At 44.8% G+C, this 21,393-nt stretch carries 20 protein-coding genes; 9 read left to right on the top strand and 11 right to left on the bottom strand.

The features are described from left to right. Nucleotides 1–18: 18 nt before the first annotated feature. Nucleotides 19–1,437 (bottom strand): lipopolysaccharide kinase InaA family protein, encoded by a 1,419-nt coding sequence (locus B2248_RS02510; protein ID WP_273178991.1) that lies wholly within the window; start codon nt 1,435–1,437, stop codon nt 19–21. Next, complete coding sequence (rfaP, locus tag B2248_RS02505) at nt 1,427–2,227, bottom strand: lipopolysaccharide core heptose(I) kinase RfaP (RefSeq protein WP_273178993.1); 801 nt, start codon at nt 2,225–2,227, stop codon at nt 1,427–1,429. Before rfaP ends, B2248_RS02510 begins: the two co-directional genes overlap by 11 nt. A gap of 128 nt (nt 2,228–2,355) precedes the next feature. Between rfaP and B2248_RS02500 the strand changes: the two genes are divergently transcribed. The 3 genes from B2248_RS02500 to B2248_RS02490 are packed head-to-tail and all read left to right on the top strand — an operon-like array spanning nt 2,356 to nt 4,915. Then, nucleotides 2,356–2,910: a D-sedoheptulose-7-phosphate isomerase gene (locus B2248_RS02500; RefSeq protein WP_273178995.1), complete on the top strand. Its 555-nt coding sequence runs from the start codon at nt 2,356–2,358 to the stop codon at nt 2,908–2,910. 8 nt (nt 2,911–2,918) lie between these two features. Then, nucleotides 2,919–4,109 (top strand): FAD-dependent oxidoreductase, encoded by a 1,191-nt coding sequence (locus tag B2248_RS02495; RefSeq protein WP_273178997.1) that lies wholly within the window; start codon nt 2,919–2,921, stop codon nt 4,107–4,109. After that, nucleotides 4,109–4,915: an aldo/keto reductase gene (locus B2248_RS02490; RefSeq protein WP_273178999.1), complete on the top strand. Its 807-nt coding sequence runs from the start codon at nt 4,109–4,111 to the stop codon at nt 4,913–4,915. Before B2248_RS02495 ends, B2248_RS02490 begins: the two co-directional genes overlap by 1 nt. 13 nt (nt 4,916–4,928) lie before the next feature. Here the strand turns inward: B2248_RS02490 and hldE are convergent, their stop codons facing one another. Genes hldE through B2248_RS02470 form a run of 4 tightly spaced genes read right to left on the bottom strand, consistent with a single transcriptional unit; the run spans nt 4,929 to nt 8,764 of the window. Further along, on the bottom strand, nt 4,929–6,374 hold the full coding sequence (gene hldE, locus B2248_RS02485) for a bifunctional D-glycero-beta-D-manno-heptose-7-phosphate kinase/D-glycero-beta-D-manno-heptose 1-phosphate adenylyltransferase HldE (RefSeq protein ID WP_273179001.1): 1,446 nt from the start codon (nt 6,372–6,374) through the stop codon (nt 4,929–4,931). Between the two features lie 38 nt (nt 6,375–6,412). Next, nucleotides 6,413–7,450: a lipopolysaccharide heptosyltransferase I gene (gene waaC, locus B2248_RS02480; RefSeq protein ID WP_273179003.1), complete on the bottom strand. Its 1,038-nt coding sequence runs from the start codon at nt 7,448–7,450 to the stop codon at nt 6,413–6,415. 7 nt (nt 7,451–7,457) lie between these two features. Then, nucleotides 7,458–8,405: a homoserine kinase gene (locus B2248_RS02475; protein WP_273179005.1), complete on the bottom strand. Its 948-nt coding sequence runs from the start codon at nt 8,403–8,405 to the stop codon at nt 7,458–7,460. Nucleotides 8,406–8,431: 26 nt separating this feature from the next. Then, nucleotides 8,432–8,764 carry a DUF2782 domain-containing protein gene (locus B2248_RS02470; protein WP_007144524.1) on the bottom strand — a complete coding sequence of 111 codons (333 nt, stop codon included), beginning with the start codon at nt 8,762–8,764 and terminating at the stop codon, nt 8,432–8,434. Nucleotides 8,765–8,859: 95 nt separating this feature from the next. Between B2248_RS02470 and polA the strand changes: the two genes are divergently transcribed. After that, entirely contained in the window at nt 8,860–11,610 is a 2,751-nt protein-coding gene (polA, locus tag B2248_RS02465; protein WP_273179007.1) for a DNA polymerase I, read from the top strand. Between the two features lie 538 nt (nt 11,611–12,148). On the opposite strand, the gene xerC is transcribed toward polA, so the two are convergent. The 5 genes from xerC to lptM are packed head-to-tail and all read right to left on the bottom strand — an operon-like array spanning nt 12,149 to nt 15,974. Next, a complete protein-coding gene (gene xerC, locus B2248_RS02460; RefSeq protein ID WP_273181325.1) occupies nt 12,149–13,060 on the bottom strand; it encodes a tyrosine recombinase XerC in 912 nt (303 codons plus the stop codon). After that, nucleotides 13,050–13,760, bottom strand: a complete 711-nt coding sequence (locus B2248_RS02455; protein ID WP_273181323.1) for a DUF484 family protein — start codon at nt 13,758–13,760, stop codon at nt 13,050–13,052. The genes xerC and B2248_RS02455 overlap by 11 nt, the downstream gene beginning before the upstream one ends. Continuing rightward, nucleotides 13,736–14,584, bottom strand: coding sequence for a diaminopimelate epimerase (gene dapF / locus B2248_RS02450; protein WP_337955140.1), 849 nt, complete (start codon nt 14,582–14,584; stop codon nt 13,736–13,738). Before dapF ends, B2248_RS02455 begins: the two co-directional genes overlap by 25 nt. Before the next feature lie 3 nt (nt 14,585–14,587). Beyond that, a complete protein-coding gene (gene lysA / locus B2248_RS02445; protein WP_273181321.1) occupies nt 14,588–15,838 on the bottom strand; it encodes a diaminopimelate decarboxylase in 1,251 nt (416 codons plus the stop codon). 7 nt (nt 15,839–15,845) lie between these two features. Next, nucleotides 15,846–15,974, bottom strand: coding sequence for an LPS translocon maturation chaperone LptM (lptM, locus tag B2248_RS02440; protein WP_007144516.1), 129 nt, complete (start codon nt 15,972–15,974; stop codon nt 15,846–15,848). 141 nt (nt 15,975–16,115) lie between these two features. Here lptM and pilB point away from each other — a divergent pair, with 141 nt between their 5' ends. Genes pilB through zapD form a run of 5 tightly spaced genes read left to right on the top strand, consistent with a single transcriptional unit; the run spans nt 16,116 to nt 21,393 of the window. Beyond that, the gene (gene pilB, locus B2248_RS02435) at nt 16,116–17,834 is read left to right on the top strand and encodes a type IV-A pilus assembly ATPase PilB (RefSeq protein ID WP_273181320.1); all 1,719 of its coding nucleotides are present in this window, start codon (nt 16,116–16,118) and stop codon (nt 17,832–17,834) included. Nucleotides 17,835–17,837: 3 nt separating this feature from the next. Further along, nucleotides 17,838–19,079 (top strand): type II secretion system F family protein, encoded by a 1,242-nt coding sequence (locus tag B2248_RS02430; protein WP_273181318.1) that lies wholly within the window; start codon nt 17,838–17,840, stop codon nt 19,077–19,079. Nucleotides 19,080–19,081: 2 nt separating this feature from the next. Then, complete coding sequence (locus tag B2248_RS02425; protein WP_273181317.1) at nt 19,082–19,951, top strand: prepilin peptidase; 870 nt, start codon at nt 19,082–19,084, stop codon at nt 19,949–19,951. After that, nucleotides 19,951–20,553, top strand: a complete 603-nt coding sequence (gene coaE / locus B2248_RS02420) for a dephospho-CoA kinase (protein WP_273181315.1) — start codon at nt 19,951–19,953, stop codon at nt 20,551–20,553. Before B2248_RS02425 ends, coaE begins: the two co-directional genes overlap by 1 nt. A 27-nt stretch (nt 20,554–20,580) precedes the next feature. Continuing rightward, the gene (zapD, locus tag B2248_RS02415; protein ID WP_007144511.1) at nt 20,581–21,393 is read left to right on the top strand and encodes a cell division protein ZapD; all 813 of its coding nucleotides are present in this window, start codon (nt 20,581–20,583) and stop codon (nt 21,391–21,393) included.

The raw sequence follows: 21,393 nt of genomic DNA, 5'->3' as shown, positions 1-21,393 counted from the left end.
ATAAACAGACAGCGTATTTCATAAACGTATTTTTTGTCTTTGTAGCATCACTCTGAAAAAAGCCTCCAGCTCAGGATTCTTCCAGTTTTTCAGGAAGCGTTTTTTATCTTCCAAGTTAGCCATGACTGCCTGTTTTTTATTGGTATATTCTCGCATGGCATCTAAATCGATTAGCCAGACTTTGCCTTTTGCATCTAATAACAAGTTTTGTGCTTTCATATCGCCATGACCCAACTGCGCTATTTCAAGGCCAGCGAAAATGTCTTGAATCTGGTGCACTTCAGACTCGGTAGGCATTCGCTGTTGATAGACATCCAACAACTCCTCAGCCTCCCGATATTCACTAATAAAATAAGCTATACGTCTCAATGGACCAAAGCGCTGCTCAATAAAAGCGAGAGGCATTGTTGTCGGAATGCCCATAAACATCAGTAAGTTTGCATTACGCCATGATATAGCAGCGCGGCTTGGTCGCCAGCAACGACTAAGTGCATGACCAAGACTTTTGATATTGTAACGTTTAATCACAACATCAAGGACGCCCATCTGAGTGCGTATCACCGTAGCGGTATTACCGGCCTTTAATATCTGTGCATCAGTGAATAATGCTTCAATATCGTCAACTGACTGAATCTGACTTTGTTGCCAGAATTCACGTTTCGCAGCGACCTGCCAGCGAAAGTTCTGTTGATAAAAGGTCATAGTGCATGGGCGAAAACACTTCTTAAGATACTGTGACTTTCTTTTTTGCCAAACCTTTTCCAGCCTTGTTGTAAACTGCTGCTGTTCATCCTCAGTGTATTCCCAGCCACGACCGTGATAATACATCTCGATCAGTGGTTTTAGCGTCATTTGTTCCTGTAGTGAGAATTGAGCAATGAGTCGCGCCAGATTGGTTAAACTGGTGTCCTTATCAAGTGCCTTGCCACCTTTTGATTGTTTAACAGAACCCAAGTCAAGCAGCACAATTTCATGACCATTGAGCAATAGATTATCAAGATGAATATCGTCTTGATAAAGCCCATCCAGATGCAGAGTCAGCATTAACGTTGATAGCAATTTCAAACGTTCTGGAGATGAATCACCAAGCTGAAAACGCTGACTGTTTCCTATAAATTGATATATCAGTGCAGAACCATGAGCTTCCTTAACCGTCGCTAATAATGCCGGCGTGTTTATCTCACTATCTTTTACCGCATTAATACCCTGAATTTCTCGCTGAAAGTCTTTCTGCGCTTTGCCTTCACTCGCAAAAAGTTTAATGATTACAGCCTTTCCAGCACTGTCTAATGCCTTAATCACTAAACGGCGCCCAGGCAAATCACGAAGAACCTGCTGACATTGAAACCTTTCCTGCCGTAGCTCTATGTCAAAAGGCAGCTCAGGTCGGCTGTCAGAGTCAATGATGGCATCAATATCCGGTATATTATTCAGCATATAAGGTATCTGCCCGCTGTTTAACCTGCTGCCATAAATCAGCCTTTTGGGTTAATGCCTCACGCAATGGCAGCTGAGTGTAAGTTTTGATAAACCGAAATAAATCACGTTGTGTCAGCGGCACGGCATAAGCCGAGAAGTATAAGCTACCCAGATCTTTTATTTGCCAGCGACGCGGGAGTTTTTGTCGGATCTGAGCACGATGAAGATCGATAAGATAGATTGGCATTGTTGGCTGATAAATATTAGTCTCAGCAAATGACTTATCCAACAAAAAATGACAAAGATAAAAATCCCGATGGTTCATGCCATTTTTATGCATAGTCCCTGCGATATGGGCCAACTTCTGAATTAACTGGTATTTGCTTGTGAATGATGGCGGCCTATCTCGCCACTGTTGACCCAGATATTCCAAACTCATCGTGTCGGTTAAATCATCGGTAATCACAAATGAATGACGCTTCGCCGGATTCCAACCTTTTTCACCGTAACCGGCTAGGGTCATTGTATCCAGATCATGAGACTGTAAAAACTGCACCGCCTGCCATTCATTACGGGCACTGATGATCGGCAAACGTAATGACAGCAGGTTCTTTACAATTTCAGCCCAGCCAACGCCTTGATGATATTTAAGAAAATAGCTTTTCTGATTCACCTCAAACCGTAAAGTACGTCGCCCCTCTTTATCACGAAAAATCTCACCCGGCATAGTCTGTAACCAGGTAAATATGGCTTTATCCTGCCAGCCATGAGCTAATTCTTCACGTAGATAGAGAGTGTATGTTTTCATTCAGTTTTATGATGTGATTCAGTCAAACTCAGTTATGGCTTAAAACCGCCAGTCAGTCTGAATTTTGTTAAACTGTCGATCTCAAAAAGTGAGATGTTATCATCACTACACCAGTTTAAGGGGAAGCCGTGTCATTTAAAGCCACCATCACACGCCATCAGGCGATGATCGAAAGTCTGTTTGCACTTGAACCACAAGTCACAGCACTTGCCGCTCGTATTGCAAGCTGTGTGAAACAAGGCAATAAAATTCTGTTCTTTGGCAATGGTGGCAGCGCGTCTGATGCGCAACATTTAGCTGCCGAATTTGTGGTTCGTTATCACAAAGATCGTCGTCCCTATGGTGCCATCGCCTTAACAACAGACACATCCATTTTGACTGCTCACAGTAACGATTATCAGTTTGATACCGTATTTGATCGCCAAATTGCTGCTTTAGGGCGTCCAGGTGATATTGCGATTGGTTTATCCACATCCGGTAATAGCGGTAATGTCATTAACGGTATTAAAACCGCAAAAGAAATGGGCATTTGGAGCTGTGCGTTTACTGGTGAAGGTGGCGGGAAATTAGCTGAAATAGCTGATGAATATATTGCCGTCCCAGTCAAAGAAACGGCACGCGTTCAGGAAGGGCATATTCTGATCGGTCACTGGCTGTGTGAAACCCTCGACGAAACAGACTAAATTTATTCATGACGCAAACCACACTTAACACCGATGTTGTCATTATCGGCGCAGGTATTGCTGGCCTGTGGCTTCATCATCGCCTTAACGATATGGGTATTCACGCCATCTTGCTGGAACACGGACACATTGGGCAAGGACAAACGCTCAGCTCACAGGGCATTATTCATGGTGGCAGTAAATATGCCCTTAATGGTGTGTTATCCAAAGCCGCACAAGTCATTAGCACCATGCCTGCCCGTTGGAAAAGCGCATTAAATGGTGAAGGTGATATTGATCTCCGCTCAGTGAGAAAACTGGCGGATCATCAATTGTTATGGTCTAAAGACAAACTGTCCTCAAAAATGGTGTCGTTTTTTGCCAGCAAAGCTTTAAGTAGTCGTATGCAACGGGTAGAGAAACGCGAGGCACCGGCATTATTTCAGGATACCGGCTTTAAAGGCACGCTCTATCAGCTTGATGAGCCTGTGTTAGATATTCCAAGTCTGCTAACAAAGATCACTGAAAAGTGGCACTCACGTATGCTTTTAGTACCTAAAGATAGTCAATATCATTGGCAACGCACAAGGCAAAAAGTAGGAATTGTTCAGATTGGTGATATGACAATCCATGCAAAGCAGTTTGTTTTGACCGCAGGCGAAGGTAATGAAGCCCTGCTGCAATCATTAGGTATCAAACAGCCCACGATGCAACGTCGCCCCTTGCAGATGGTGTTATGCAAAAGTCACGACTCTACTCAACCATTGCCAACGATCTATGCCCATAGCCTGGGAAGTGGTTCCAAGCCGATAGCAACGATTTCCAGCCATCAAACTCAACAGGGCGAGACCGTATGGTACATCGGCGGTAATATTGCCGAAGAAGGTGTCGGTAAATCCCGAGAAAACTTGATTGCTGAAGCGCAGCAACTACTCAACAATATTCTGCCCTGGTTTAAACTCCCAAATCTGGATTGGGCAACACATGCCGTTAACCGGGCTGAGCCCAAACAATCCAGTCTGACTCGGCCGGATAATGCCTTTATTGATTCACAACAGAATATTCATATTTGCTGGCCTACCAAATTAGCCTTGGCACCTGATTTAGCCGATCAGGTACTGAAAGCGATTAATGTCGACTCCATAGAAAAACAGACTTACGACAATCCTGACTTTCCTCATCCAGAAATCGCTAAACCGTTATGGGACAGAGCGTTCTGATGGCCTATTTAGAACGAAGAAATCCGATAGCGGATACTGGACTAAGCGTGTCCCCACTGGGGATGGGCACCGTTAAAATCGGTCGTGATAAAGCAGTGAAATACCCTGATGGCTTTCAGATTCCTGATGATGAACAAGTGATGACATTGCTTGAACAAGCCTGGGAATCCGGCATCAATCTGATTGACACGGCACCGGCTTATGGACGCAGTGAACAACGTCTTGGACAGTTATTAAAAAAAGTCCGGCGCGAGTGGATCATTGCCACCAAAGCCGGTGAATATTTTGATGCGGAAACAGGTGAATCACATTATGACTTTACCCCTGAATCACTGATTAAAAGCATTGAAAACAGTTTAAAAACCCTGCAGCGAGATGAATTAGATATTGTATTGATTCACTCTGATGGCAATGATGAACAGATTATTCGTCATCATGGTGCGCTGGAAGTCTTAGCTGACTTAAAACAACGCGGCTGGATTCGCGCCAGTGGCATGTCGACTAAGACCGTCACAGGCGGTCTATTAACGTTGGAACAGTCCGATATCGCCATGGTGATGCATAATCTGCAATATCAGGAAGAACGGTCGGTGATTGAACAAGCCGCCAAACTTAATAAAGGCATTTTTATTAAAAAGGCTTTGGGCAGCGGTCATCTAGCAAAAAATTCAGCCGATGATAATGTTCAGGCAAACTTCGACTTTATCTTTAATGAACCAGCAGTGAGTAGTGTGATTATCGGTACGATTAACCCTGCCCATCTGCGTGACAATATCAGTAAAGTTGTTAAGGCTTTGACGAAATAAAAGCGAACTAAAACTAGCTTCGTTGATTGATTTTATTCACTATAGCCGTCGTTGAGCAGTTTTCCACCAGCCCCATCACTTTGACTTCACCGCCATAAGCTTCAACGATTTCCCAGCCAACTACACCTTGTTTGTCGTAGTCGCCCCCTTTCACCAGAATGTCTGGTTGAATCAGTCGCAATAACGCTTCTGGTGTATCACCGGGGAAACAGGTCACCCAGTCCACATCCGCCAGTCCGGCAAGCACCGTTAAGCGTCTGTCTGCAGTATTAATTGGGCGGCCTTCACCCTTTAATTTTGTAACTGATTCATCGGTATTAATAGCAACAATCAGGCGGTCACCCAATGCTCTGGCCTGCTGCAAATAAGTCACATGCCCAGCATGTAAAATATCAAAACAGCCATTGGTAAACACGACTTTCTCACCACGTTTTTTGGCTTGTTCTACCGCCATTTTTAACTGTTCGACCGTAACAGCACCACCAATACAGTGATCCGTGTTGTTAATGCCCTGATGACGTTCATATTCCTGACGTAGTTCAGGCTCACTGACCGTAGAGGTTCCTAGTTTTGTGACAACAATACTGGCAGCCACATTAGCTAATGTCACCGCCTGCTCAAGGCTTACACCAGCCGCTAATGCCGTGGCTAATGTTGAAATCACGGTATCGCCTGCACCTGTGACGTCGGCGACCTCTTTGGCGATAGCGGGTAAGTGGAATTCCGGCTGTTCCGCCTGAACCAGCGTCATACCATGTTCACTGCGAGTAATCAAAATCGCTTTAATATTCAGCGTTTTAATCAGCGTCTGCGCTTTACTGATAAGATCCTGTTCTGATTCTACTGCACCGACAACCGCTTCAAATTCGCTCATATTCGGTGTAATCAGATCGGCGCCACGATATTTAGTAAAGTCATCGCCTTTAGGATCAACCAGTACGGTAATTTGCTTGTTTCTGGCTTTTTCAATCCAGTACTGAGGGTGAGCCAAGGTGCCCTTGTTGTAGTCTGACAGGACAATCACTTTCGCGTTGTCAGTGACATGCTCTGCCAAGTGCTCCATATCCTGAGCCACTTGTTCAGTAAAACGTTTTTCAAAGTCGAGACGAATCAGTTGTTGATGACTGCTAATGACCCGCGATTTGATAATTGTGCAGGCATGAGCCGCTTGATGGAACAGACAATTCACACCCACGGCATGAAGTTTTTGTTTGAGAACATTGGCGGCTTCATCAGCACCGGTAATGCCCGTAATATTGCATTGCGCACCAAGTGAAGCAATATTCATGGCTACGTTGGCCGCGCCACCCGGCACATCTTCCAAGCGGTCCACATTCACTACCGGCACCGGGGCTTCAGGTGAAATACGGCTAGCTTTGCCATAGTAAAAACGATCGAGCATCAAGTCACCAATAACAGCAATGCGAGCTTGATGGAATTCAGGAAAATCAAATTTCATAATGCGGTTTTATCACGCCAGAATAGAAGTCAGAGGCGTTATTGTGCTTGTAAAACGGCAGCGAGTCTATTCCAGACTTGGTCTGGCTGCATCTCAGCCATACACACTGGCATACCGGATTTCGCCTCTGGCAAAGGACAACGACGTTTATAACAAGGTGAACACGACATTCCGGTAATCAAGTGTTGCTGATGATGACCGGCGGTACCAATCAGATGGGTATCTGTTGAGCCATATAAGGTAATCGCCGGTTTATCCATCATCGCGGCCATATGCGCAAGACCGGTATCGCTACAGAGAGCCGCTTTTGCGCCTTGCATAATAGCCACGACATTATCAAGTGGTAACCGGGGCAAGGTATAAGCATGGTCACTCACAGCGGCAATCTGCAATGCACGTTGATACTCTTCATCATTCCCTGATGGAATCACCACAGAATACCCAGCCTCAACGGCTTTTAATGTGAGCGCCTGCCAGTGTTGCACTGGCCATAATTTAGTTAACCAGCTCGCATTGTGAACCAGCATCACATACTTTTTGGGTAACTCAAATGCTAATTGCGGCAACTGGCAATGTGCTAAATCCACACCATAGTCTGGCTCAGTGTCAGGCTGCGGATAATCAAGGGCTTTCGCCATGATCTGACGCATACGCTCAACCGCGTGTTGGTTAGGATTCACATTGATTTTATGACGGTAGGCCAGATAAGCAGGCTTCTCACGACAACTGTATTTATCCAGACCCGCAACAGGGCCCTTTCTTAACAGGCTGACCAACGCACTTTTCAGATTGTTTTGCATATCAATCACAAGGTCATAGTCATCGAGATTTAATGCTTTATAAAAATGTCCAATCTCGCCATTGAACAAATGACCGAACCAATTCTGACGCCAGCGCCGATGTGATGTGGTGATGACACGTTTTACACGAGGATGCCACTGCGGTACGGCGGAAAAAGCACTATCAACCACCCAGTCAAATTCAATATCTGGGAATACTTGAGCGGCATCAGTGAGCGCCGGCAGAGCATGCATCAGATCGCCCATTGAAGTCAGTTTAATTATCAGAACGCGCATCAGCTGTTTAGTTAAAATCCAGCGTTAGAGGATGCTCACGGTGATACTTGAGAATGGATAAAAACGCATCCGGGTTTTTAATTTGAGTCAGCTCACCTTCACGGGGAAAGAGTTGATCCTGTAATCGAGACAGCCAGAAACGCAGTGCTGCTGCCCGACAAACCATATTCCAGTTAGCCTGCTCAGATTCTGTTAATGCCCTTTTCTGCAGGTAGTGTGTCATAAGCGACTGATAACGTGTGGCTTCGGGTAAACCATCCTCACCGACACACCAGTCATTAACGGCAACAGCCAAGTCATAAAGTAAATATTCATCACTGGCAAAGTAAAAGTCGATAATGCCACTTAGTTTGTTACCTTCAAATAAAGCATTGTCACGAAACAAGTCTGAATGCGTAACCCCTTCAGGGAGTCCTAACGTCGCATAACCTTGCTGAAAAGCAAGTTCATTTTCCAATATGCACGTTCTTTCATCATCCAACTGAGGCAATAGCTGTTGTGCCGTTTGCTGACGCCACTCAGGGCCGCGTTCAGAAGGCCGTCGTGATTGAAACGACTGCCCGACTAAATGCATATCAGCCATCACAGCACCAATTTGTGCGCATTGTTCAATGGTGGCGGTGGCATTGACACCTCTACCAGGTAATCGCACAACTAAAGCCGCAGGTTTACCGCACAATTTTTTGAGATAATGCCCCTGGCTATCCGCTTCAGGATGGGCAGAAGGAATGTCGTTCATGTAGAAAAACGTCATCACATCTAGAAAATACGCTAACTCACCAAAGGTGTGTTGCTCAAATAAAGTGAGCACATACTCACCTTTGCTTGTGGTGACAAAATAATTGGTATTCTCGATGCCGTCACTGATGCCCTGATAGGACACCAATTCTCCGACCGAATAATCACTTAGAAACGCGGCTAAATCGTCGCGCTCGACTTCAGTATAAACTGACATTAAAAGAACTCAGATAAATAAACGACTTACCACTCCAATAGAATCCAGTTTGGCACGGCACCAGAGTCCAGCTCAAAGCTTTTTGTCTCCAGAGAACCGTCACCATCAGAATCCATCAAGTAATAAGGTTTGCCGATAGATGGCGTGACTTTAATCATATAAAGTTGACCGTTCATACGATATTCTTCAACCGTACGGTCATCTTCCTGAATAATATTAATATCGGGCTCCATGCTTTCACCGCTTTGTAATGGCTCAGGAATCACAGGTGGTTTTTCCATCACTGATTTTTCATCTGCCCAAACTTGGGTTGTCATTACCAGGGTAACTGCGCATACAATAGCGAATTTGTTAAACATGTGGATGCTCCGTGTCATTTGGCACTAAAGATAGCATTTCCGCTGCTTGGAGAAAAGCAGTCTGTTCCCTATTATCCAATTGGTCGTTATAACTTATGAGTCAATCTGCCCCTTTCGTTCTGGTCGACGGTTCTTCTTACCTTTATCGCGCATTTCATGCCATGTTCAAAGCCGATCTCCGAAACTCCGCCGGTGAACCAACTGGGGCTGTCAGAGGTGTGACCGCGATGTTACGTCGATTACTGGCCGATTATCCCAATAGTCCAATTGCCGTCATCTTTGATGCGAAAGGAAAAACCTTCCGTGATGAACTTTTTGCTGAATATAAGGCGCAGCGTCCGCCGATGCCGGATGACTTACGTTCGCAAGTGCAGCCTGTACACGACATTATTAAAGCGATGGGCCTGCCACTACTGGTCATTGATGGGGTCGAGGCAGATGATGTCATTGGCACATTTGCACGTCAGGCCACTGAAAAAGGCCTGGATGTTGTGATCAGCACGGGTGACAAAGATATGGCGCAGTTGGTCAACCAGCATGTCACACTGGTGAATACCATGACAGAAACCGTGCTAGATATCGAAGGTGTGAAAGAAAAGTTTGGTCTGCCACCAGAACTGATTATCGACTTTCTGGCATTAATGGGCGACAAGGTGGATAACATTCCCGGTGTGCCCGGTGTCGGTGAAAAAACGGCATTGAGTCTGTTACAAAACCTGGGCAGTCTGAAAGATATTTACGCCAATCTGGAAGCGGTTCGTGAGCTTGATTTTCGCGGTGCGAAAAAAATGCCGGAAAAACTGGCTGAAAATAAAGAAATGGCTGATCTAAGTTATCAACTCGCCACAATAAAATGTGATGTTGAATTAGATATTCATCTTGAAGACATTAAAAATCAGCCTCAAGACACTGAAGCACTGCTTGAATTGTTTAAAAAACTGGAATTCCGCAGTTGGATAAGCGAATTACAATCGTCTGGAAGTGCCTCCATATCAGATAACGATGCTATCGCAGAAACAAGTAAAAACACCACTGAGCAACATTACGAAACGATTCTTGAACGACAACAATGGCAGGCTTGGTTAGACAAACTGCAAAAAGCTGATTTATTTGCATTTGATACCGAAACCACCAGCCTCGACTATCTTGAAGCCAGAATTGTCGGCGTTTCGTTTGCAGTAAAAGCAGGGGAAGCGGCTTACTTACCGCTAAAACATGATTATCCAGGTGCACCGGAGCAATTGGAGTTTGACAGCGTCATGCAGGATCTCAAACCCTTACTTGAAAGTCCTAAACACCTCAAAGTCGGCCAAAACCTGAAATACGATCGCCATGTATTACTCAATCACGGCATCAATCTGCAAGGGATAGCTCATGACACCATGCTCGAATCCTATGTACTTGATAGCACGGCCACCCGACATGATATGGACTCCTTAGCGCAAAAATATCTGGGCCGAGACACCATTCACTTTGAAGACATTGCCGGTAAAGGTAAAAAACAGCTTACCTTCAATGAAATTGGCATTGAGCAAGCGTCGCCGTATGCGGCTGAAGATGCTGATATCACCTTACAACTCCATCAGACACTCTGGCCAAAAATTGAAAAAATTCCCCCTCTCGCCAGGGTCTATAAAGAGCTGGAAATGCCATTATTACCGGTGTTGAACACACTTGAACGTAATGGCGTCAATATTGATATCTGGATGCTGCAACAACAAAGCGACAATATGGCCAGACAAATTGCCGATCTCGAAGAACAGGCTCATGCCGTTGCTGGTCAGAAATTTAATCTGGGGTCACCAAAACAATTGCAGGAAATTCTTTACGAGAAACAGCAATTGCCGGTGAAAAAGAAAACGCCAAAAGGTCAACCTTCGACAGCCGAAGAAGTCTTACAAGAGTTAGCAGATGAAGGTTATGAACTGCCACAAATCATTATGCAGTACCGCGGACTAAGTAAACTAAAATCCACTTATACCGATAAGCTGCCGCTTCAGGTCAATAAAACCAGTGGGCGAGTACATACTTCCTATCATCAGGCTGTTACCGCTACAGGGCGTTTGTCCTCCTCAGATCCTAATTTGCAGAATATTCCTATCCGCAGTGAAAATGGCCGTCGTATTCGAGAAGCCTTTGTGGCATCGGATGGCTCTGTTTTATTGGCAGCGGATTACTCACAAATTGAACTGCGAATTATGGCGCACTTATCAGGTGATAAAAGCTTACTCAATGCCTTTGCCAATGGTGAAGACATTCATCGCCATACCGCTTCAGAAATATTTGGCGTCGCGTTAGAAGAAGTCACCAGTGATCAACGTCGCAGCGCCAAAGCCATTAACTTCGGTCTGATTTATGGCATGTCCGCCCATGGACTTTCAAGACAACTGGGTATCGAACGTCATCAGGCAGCAGACTATATGAATGTGTATTTCGAACGCTATCCCGGTGTTCGTCAGTATATGGATAACACCCGCCAGCAAGCCAAAGATCAGGGTTATGTTGAAACCCTCTTTGGACGCCGTCTGTACCTACCAGAAATTAACTCCAGTAATGGTATGCGCCGCCAATATGCCGAACGTACAGCGATTAATGCCCCGATGCAGGGCAGCGCTGCTGACATCATCAAACGCGCCATGATTGATATCCATACTTGGTTATCTAACGCCGATACTGGCATCAAAATGATCATGCAAGTACACGATGAGTTAGTGTTTGAAGTACCGAAAGACCAGCTTGATATGGCAAAAAACACTATCGAAGACTTTATGATTAAGGCTGCAGAATTAAAAGTGCCGCTGGAAGTCGGGATTGGTGTGGGTGATAACTGGGAGCAGGCACATTAAGTTTTATTTGCCTAATTAAGGCTCTTCTAGTTTTCGCCTTAGTGGCGAGTCAGGGAAATGTTTGCCCATTTCCCTAACAACCCTAGGGCACCCCACAGTGCTGGCCTGCGGCTTCACTCGTCATAACATTGATTCAGGCGGTCGGCTAAAACTCGCTACGCTCAAACACTAGCCTCCCTCAGACCTGAATAAATGTCACTCCTCGTCAGCACAAACGGGGGATTAGAAAAGCCCCATTTTCCCGTCTATTGCCGCTAAAAATTCGCTGTATTTTATGGATTAAGTGGGCACGTGTTTGAGCGCAGCGAGTTGGTGTCCACGCCATAAAATGCAGTGAATTTTTAGAGAAAAGGCAATATCGGGTGCCCTTTTGTTTGGTTCGTTTATTTTGGGCATGCAAAATAAATGAATGCCTTGCGGCAGCGATATCAATGTAAATGTACGGCGATTAACTCAAAATAATATTACTAGTCAGCAACTGATGTTAAATTGGATTTTATTTATAAAGTCAGACTTAGACGATAAATAGTGATTATATTTAGGAGTCTGAACGCTTTTTCGCTCGAGGATGAGCCGAGTCATACACCTTAGCAAGATGCTGAAAATCCACATGAGTATAAATCTGTGTCGTACTGATATCGGCATGCCCCAGCAATTCCTGCACCGCACGTAAATCACCACTGGCTTCTAGCATATGCGAAGCAAAAGCATGTCTTAATCTGTGAGGGTGAACACGATCAGAAATCCCTTGTTTTTTACCCCAGTAGCTCAATCGTTTTTGGATGGAACGTACCCCTAAACGTCGTCCTTGTTGGGTAATAAATACGGCTGGCTGGTCAAAAAAACCCAGCTGATCGCGTTTATCTAACCAGTCCTTCAGTGCTGCCAAGGCTTTACCTCCGAAAGGACAGACTCGGTCTTTATTCCCTTTACCAGTGACATGAACCAAATGATCGCCAAAATCGATATCTCGTAATTCCAGTGCAGCCAGCTCGGCTAAGCGTAAGCCTGAGGAATAAAACAATTCCATTATGGCTCTGTCTCTAGCTGCGACAAAGGTATCGGGACGTGTGTTGTCCAGTAAGGCACTCATCTGATCAACATCCAATGTTGATGGCAATCTTTTTTCGCTTTTTGGGGCTTGAACCGCTTTAGCCGGATTACTCTCAGCCAAACCAAATTTGATAAGAAATTGATAAAAGGAACGTATCGAAGACAACATTCGCTGGATCGTCCGACCAGACAGTCCTTTTCTATGCAAAAAAGCAATGAACTGTCTGAGCTGACTGGATTTAAGCACGGTCCAGTCTGAGATGTTTTGTTGCTCGACATATTCAGCAAGCTGGAGCAAGTCCCGGCGATAGTTACTTACCGTATGCTCCGACAGACGACGCTGCAACGACAAATTGTCGAGAAAATCGTCTATCGGATTGATTATCTCATTGCGCATGCTGTTGGTGAGTATGTTGTCTAATCACACGCATCACCACTTCACCTAAAAAACTCAGATAATCGGTGGCCATATCCGCATGAAACCGGTTAGCATCAACACTGCCAATGGCCAATAAGCCCGCACAAGGTTGATGCCCTAAAGGCAGGCAGGCAACAGAGTTAATTGCCTCTGCGCGCTCATCAAACAATAGCCCTTTCTGTGCTTTTGTCAGTCGACCACACACGGGCTCTTGTTTGGTAAACAAATTATCAAAAATACGTAGTTTTTTATCATCAGCATGAAGCTGTGACACATTTGCTGCAACCTGAGGCAAATCAAGTTTGTGCTGACCCTGATAAAACAGTCTTAGGGCAACATCATCCGCTGCAAACTCTTGTTTTAGCTCGGTCTGGATTAAGTTAATCAGATCGGCTAAATCCACCGCATCCATGACACTTAAACATAAATTATGTACACGCTTTTCTAGAGCAGCATTACTGTGTGCATTGTCTATCAGAGCATGTAACTGCTCATTTAACTGTTGGTTTTTCTCTTGTAAACGTTGAGTCTGTCTTTGGGCAAGGGAAATGGTCCCTTCTGGAGAGCTGTTAAGGTTCAGCGACTCCAGCAGATGAGGCTGCTCAAGAAATAGAGCGGGGTGGGCCTCTAAATACTGTTCAATCTGTTCCAGTGTTAAATCTGTTGTAGTGTCGACCACGCAATTTCTCCGTCAAATACATGCTCTGCAGGGCCGGTCATCCATACAGAGGCATTTTCATCTGGCCAGCTAATTTGCAACTGCCCTCCTGGTAAAGAAACAGTCACATCTCTGGCTAATAATCCTCGGCGAATCCCCGTTACGACTGCGGCGCAAGCCCCTGTACCACAGGCTGTCGTTTCACCTGAACCTCGTTCAAAAACACGCAACCGAATCGTTTCTGAGTTCACCAGTTGCATGAAGCCAACATTCACACGTTCTGGAAAACGTGTATGAGACTCCATAGCAGGACCTATTTTTTCTACAGCGGCTGTGTCGACATTATCCACCAGCATCACAGCATGCGGATTGCCCATTGAGACGCTGGCAATTTCGACTTTGTCGTAATCCGGGACATCAATCAGATAGGTAACCGCTTCTGATTCAGCAATAAACGGCACTTTTTCAGGTGTAAAAATGGGATTACCCATATCAACGCTAACCAGTCCATCAGCCTGAATTGTCGGATAAATGATGCCAGAAGCAGTCTCTACAGCAATGGTATCTTTGCTTGTTAAACCATAATCACGGACATAGCGGGCAAAACAACGCGCACCATTTCCACATTGTGAGACTTCACCACCATCTGCATTAAAAATCCGGTAACGAAAATCCACGTCTGACGATGATGCTTTTTCAACCAGCAAAAGCTGGTCACAACCGATACCAAAATGCCTATCCGCCATAAAACGAATCTGCTCAGTGGTCAGCTCTACTTTTTGCTGTATGGCATTAATCACAATGAAATCATTGCCTAAACCATGCATTTTGCTGAATTTCAACATCATTTATGCCTGTATAACATGCTCGCCAGCGAATAGATCATTAATCGTTTCACGTTCTCTAACAAGGTGAACCTTATCACCCTCTACCATCACTTCTGCGGCTCGTGGACGAGAGTTGTAATTTGAACTCATGGCAAAACCATAAGCCCCCGCCGAACGAATAGCTAATAAATCGCCCTGCTGAATCGCAAGCTCACGATCTTTACCCAAAAAGTCGCCTGTTTCACAGATAGGACCTACTATGTCATAGCTGACCACTTCTGTATCAGAATGTTGTTTGACTGTTTGGATATTTTGCCATGATTGATAAAGTGCAGGACGTAACAAATCATTCATAGCCGCATCAACAATCGCAAAACATTTCGCTTCTGTTGGCTTAATAAATTCCACTTTTGTTAATAAAATGCCTGCATTGCCAGCAATTGCACGTCCAGGCTCCAACAGAATCTCCAGCTCACGGTCCTTTAATAACGGTGCCAGCGCTTGTGCATATTCTGCAGGTGTAGGTGGTGTCTCATCGCGATAATGGATACCCAATCCGCCCCCAATATCCAGATGTTTAATCTCAATACCATCTTCAGCAAGTTCATCAATCAACGATAAAACACGCTCTAATGCATCCACAAAAGGCGAAACAGAAGTCAGTTGCGAACCGATATGACAATCCACCGCAACCACATTCAAATGCGGCATGGCTTGCGTAGAACGATATACCTCACGTGCATCTTCAATAGCGATACCAAATTTATTTTCTTTCAGTCCTGTTGAAATATAAGGATGCGTTTGTGCATCGACATCAGGATTGACTCGAATTGACACAGGTGCTTTTTTGCCTAGACGACCAGCCACTGTGTTAATACGATCCAGTTCAGGAATCGATTCTACGTTGAAGCAACGTATACCGTGTTGCAGTGCATATTCAATTTCCTGCTCCGTTTTACCGACACCAGAAAATACGGTTTTCGCGGGATCACCGCCAGCAGCTAACACTCTCGCTAATTCCCCCATGGAGACAATATCGAAACCAGAGCCTTGTTTTGCCAGCACATTTAACACAGCAAGGTTAGAGTTTGCTTTCACGGCATAACAGACAAGGTGAGGATAGGCCGAAAAAGCCTCATCAAAGGCCTTCCAGTGGTTTTCCAGAGCGGTACGAGAATAAATATAGACTGGCGTGCCATATTGCTCCGCAATTTTATCAACCGGCACATTCTCCGCGTGCAAGGTGCCCGCCTGATAATCAAAATAGTTCATTATTACCTTACCCTGCCGCGATTAAATTAGTCTGGCCTTCCGGCAAGTAAAGATCACCTTTTTGTCCACAGCCCGTGACGGCCATCAGTACACAAACCAGCAACGCCAGTCTGGTCCAGCAAGAAATTGCTCGCATTTTATTTCCTCAAAAAATTTATTCGGCAGTATATAACGACGCAGACTTATTCGTCTTGAATCTGAAAACTAGAATTTCTTGTTTAAGTTACATACTATTAGGGTTCCTAGATCAGCTTATGTTAAGGAATCACAAATAGTCATGGCAAATATGGCAGCCCCCATGAGACTCAGTGGCCTCGCTCGACGACTGGTTAATGAAGGTCTTTTAACTGAAGAGCAAGCACTGCATGCCCAGTCCGCAGCCAAAGAAGCCAAGCAGCCTTTCGTTACGTATCTGGTTAATCACAAAATTCTCGCTAGTGCCGACATTGCGGCAATTGCCTCCCAGGAATTTGGTGTTCCGCTCTTCGATATTGACGCAATGAACCTGGATCTTGCGGCGACCTCATTAATTCAAGAAAAATTAATTCGCCAGCATAACGCTTTACCATTGTTTCAGCGCGGCAAACGTTTATATGTCGCCGTTTCAGATCCCACTAATTTGCAGGCCTTGGACGAATTCCAATTCAATACGGCCATGAACACCTTCCCGGTTTTGGTCGATGAACAAAAACTCTCCAACATTATCGAAAAGGCATTAGATAAAACCAACGAAAAACTGGATAACTTTGATGACGAAGAGCTCGATGATATCGATCTTGGTCCAGACGAAGATGACAGCAAAAATGACCAGCTCAATGACAAAAACGTTGATGACACCCCGGTCGTTCGTTTTATAAACGGCATTTTAACTAATGCTATCAAATCGGGCGCATCCGATATTCACTTTGAACCTTATGAACAAAAATACCGGGTCCGGGTCCGAATCGATGGCATGCTTCACGAAATGAAAACAGCGCCTGTAGCCCTCGGTGGCCGTATTGCTGCTCGCTTAAAAGTATTATCACGCTTGAATATCGCAGAGCGCCGTGTCCCACAAGATGGTCGTATGCGATTGAAAATGTCGAAAACCAAAGCCATCGATTTTCGTGTGAACACCTGTCCAACGTTGTTTGGTGAAAAAATCGTATTGCGTATTTTGGATCCCACCAGTGCACAGTTGGGTATTGATGCCTTAGGTTATGAAGAAAACCAAAAGAAAACCTTTCTGGAAATCATGCACAAACCCTACGGCATGGTGCTCGTTACCGGGCCGACAGGTAGTGGTAAAACTGTCTCGCTTTATACCGCATTGAATATTCTCAATACCGGTGATCGTAATATCTCTACCGCTGAAGATCCGGCTGAAATTAGTTTGCCTGGCATTAATCAGGTTAACGTTCACCCAGCGATAGGACTGACATTCTCTGAAGCGTTACGTGCTTTTTTACGCCAGGATCCCGATGTCATCATGGTCGGTGAGATTCGTGATTTGGAAACAGCAGAAATTGCCATCAAAGCGGCACAGACCGGACATATGGTTTTTTCAACCCTGCATACCAATGACGCACCACAATCTTTAACGCGATTAATGAATATGGGTGTACCGGCATTTAATATCGCCTCTGCTGTCTCCCTTATCATTGCACAACGTCTGGCAAGGAGACTGTGCTCAAAATGCAAAGCACCGGATACACTTCCAAACGAAGCGCTGTTGGCTGAAGGATTCACACAAGCGCAAATTGATGCTGGTGTCACAGTTTATAAAGCGGTGGGATGCGATAGTTGTACCGAAGGCTACAAAGGCCGTGTCGGTATCTACCAGGTGATGCCGGTATCTGATGCGATGGGTCGCATCATCATGGAAGGCGGAAATGCAATTCAGTTGGCGGATCAGGCAGAAAAAGAAGGTATTGATGATCTTCGTAAGTCCGGACTCAAAAAAGTCGCAGCAGGCTTAACCAGCCTCGAAGAAGTCAATCGGGTAATCAAGGAGTAAGATGTGGCACAAGCACAAGCGGCTAAAGCAAAAAAAGTCAAAGTACCCGATATCTTCCTCTGGCAGGGAACAGACAAACAGGGCCGGAAAGTCAAAGGCCAAATTAGTGCAGAAAACCTGAATCAGGCCAAAGTCGATTTACGACGCCAAGGAATAACCCCGTTAAAAGTCCGTAAAAAACCCAAAGATCTTTTCGCTCCCAGAAAACCGAAAATCAAGCCTTCCGATATTGCCGTTTTCAGTCGTATGCTTGCTACCATGATGTCGTCTGGCGTGCCATTAATGCAGTCACTGCAAATTATCGGCGAAGGCCATGAAAATAGTAGTATGCAAGAAATGATTCTGGCGATAAAAGCTGACGTTGAATCAGGTACTAGCTTAGCTGAATCCTTATCTAAATTTCCTCATCACTTTGATGATTTATACGTCAATCTGATTAATGCTGGCGAGCAATCAGGTGCATTAGAAACACTCTTGCATGAAATTGCCGCCTACCAAGAGAAAACTGAAGCATTAAAAGCAAAAATTAAAAAAGCCCTTGTTTACCCAACAGCGATTATCGTCGTTGCGTTTATTGTGACAGCCATCTTGATGATTTTTGTTATTCCACAGTTTGAGTCTTTATTCAAAGGCTTTGGTGCTGACTTGCCGGGTCTGACAAAATTAGTGATTCGGGTATCCGAAGTCTTTCAGGAAAAATGGTGGTTAATCTTCGGCATATTGATTGCGGCGGTTTACGGCGCCATGGAGTCACGCAAGCGTTCACGTAAAGTTCAACACTTTTTAGACAGGATGCTACTTAAAATCCCTGTGGTCGGTGAAATCATGAGAAAAGCGGCCATTGCCCGTTTTGCCAGAACATTCTCCACCATGTTCAAAGCAGGTGTTCCGATGGTCGAAGCGATGACATCTGTAGCGGGTGCGACGGGTAATGTGGTCTTCGGTGAAGCAACACTGATTATGCGGGATGATGTTTCTACAGGCACACAATTGAATAAAGCGATGATTGATGTCGAGTTATTCCCCAATATGGTTGTGCAAATGGTAGCTATCGGTGAAGAGTCAGGTTCACTTGATGCCATGTTGGCCAAAGTCGCTGAATTCTATGAAAGTGAAGTCGATGACGCGGTAGATAATATGACTGCCTTATTAGAGCCACTCATCATGGTCTTCTTAGGTGGTATCGTGGGTACACTGGTCATCGCCATGTATCTGCCAATATTCAAACTCGGCGCAGCGATCTAAATATGTCGCTTATCGATTACCTGGCAACATCGCCAGTTGCATGGATCATCATTGCCGGCATTCTTGGCCTGCTCGTTGGCAGTTTTTTAAACGTGGTTATTTACCGTCTGCCTATCATCCTGGAGCGTGAGTGGACTGAACAATGTGCAGAACTAGGTGACCAAGCAAGCCCTCCCGAAGCGGTATTTACGCTTTCAAGGCCTCGGTCTGCATGTCCGCATTGTGGACATGCCATTACGGCACTGGAAAATATTCCAGTGATCAGTTATCTATTTCTTGCAGGCAAATGCAAAGCTTGCCGAACCCCGATTTCAATACGCTATCCTATTATTGAAGCTCTATCAGCTCTGATGTCAGTCATTATTGCCTGGCACTTTGGTTTTGGCTGGAGTGCAGTTGGTGCGCTGCTACTTAGTTGGGCATTAATAGCATTAACGTTTATTGATGTTGATCACCAACTGTTACCTGACAAAATCACGCTACCGCTTATCTGGCTAGGTTTGGCTTTTAATCTTTCTGGTGTCTATACAGATCTTCATAGCAGTGTAATTGGGGCGATTGCCGGTTATTTATCACTGTGGAGCATCTATCACCTATTTAAACTGGTGACTGGTAAAGAGGGTATGGGTTATGGTGACTTCAAGCTTCTCGCCGCACTGGGCGCCTGGATGGGCTGGCAAGCACTTCCTATGATTGTCTTATTATCATCGTTTGTTGGAGCGTTAATCGGCATCACACTGGTTCTGCTAAAACAGCATCAACGTGAGATTCCTATCCCCTTCGGCCCCTATCTTGCCATTGCAGGGTGGATAGCACTCGTCTGGGGAGAAATCATAAACAGTGCTTACCTGCATTGGTCAGGTCTCGTTTAATGGTGTTTAAGGTTGGCCTCACTGGTGGTGTTGCCAGTGGCAAATCTACTGTCACTTCACTATTTCATGATAAATACCACATCGACATTATTGATGCCGATCGTATTGCTCATACACTTTTAACAATAGATTCAGACTGCTACAGCGAAGTTGTCGAGGCTTTTGGTGAGTCAGTTTTGTTGGATAATGGAGAAATTAACCGACGCTATTTACGCGAACGTATCTTCCACAATGATAATGATAAACAACGTCTCGAAAAAATATTACACCCGGCTATTCGCCAGCAATTATTCACTCAAGCGGCAAGCTCTACATCTGCTTACTGCATAATGTCTGTGCCGCTACTGATTGAAGTAGGCATCTATAAACAAGTAGACCGCGTCTGTGTGATTGATGTCAGCCTTGAGAAGCAGCTAGAAAGATTACAAACGCGTGATAATATCTCTATGGAAACAGCTCAAGCGATGATTAATAGTCAGTGTGACCGCCAACTCCGCTTGCAACACGCAGATGATATTATCAATAATAATGACTCTGTAGATTCTTTAGCACATCAAGTTGCTCAATTGCATGAACTCTACTTAAAGTTTGCTGACAAATGACATTAAGTTGCTTGCCAGCAAAGAGTCATGGACAATAAACCTATCCATTCATCGTTAAAAAATAGACCCGTGTCAGATTCGATAATTTTTGAACAACCACTCAATGAACGAATTCGAACCTTCCTAAGGTTAGAATTTCTATTTAAACGTGTTGATTCTGCATTAATGGGCCAATCCGAGATGCATCATCGCGATGCTTTGGATGGAATATTAAGCATGCTCAGTGTCTTTGAGCGCAGCGATATGAAACAAGAATTGATGAAAGAAATTGAGCGGTTGATTGCTAATTTATCAGCGCTGGAAAATACTCCAGGTGTTGATAGAGAGGCATTGGATGCATTGCTTTCTGATTTGGATCAAAGCTTGGATGCTTTGCACGTACAAAAATCAGGGTTAGGTCAACCGTTACGTGATAACGAATTCCTCTACAGCATTCGGCAGCGTTCCAGTATTCCTGGCGGCACCTGTGAATTCGACTTACCCTCTTACCACTTCTGGTTGCAGCATACGCTTGCCGAAACACGCAGTGAACAACTTCGGCTGTGGTTAAATGAATTTATTTCCGTCAGAAATGCGGTAGAACTAAGTCTTCGACTTATTCGTGGTAGTGTGGGTTTTAAAGATGAAGTAGCAGAAGCGGGATTCTATCAACGCAGCCTGGATTCAAATCAGCCTTATCAACTTATCCGTGTTGAAATCCCTCGTGACAAGGCCTTCTTCCCGGAGGTGAGTGGTGGTAAACACCGATTTACCGTTCGCTTTATGTTATTTGATATCCAGCAAAGACCACAGCAATCGTTTGAAACCATCCCTTTTAAACTTAGCTGTTGTGCAATGTAA

This window comes from Methylophaga sp. UBA2012 (assembly GCF_002335235.1).
Taxonomy (GTDB): Bacteria; Pseudomonadota; Gammaproteobacteria; order Nitrosococcales; family Methylophagaceae; genus Methylophaga; species Methylophaga thalassica.
Note: the sequence above shows the minus strand (reverse complement) of the source record. Positions and strands in the feature narration are given on the sequence as shown.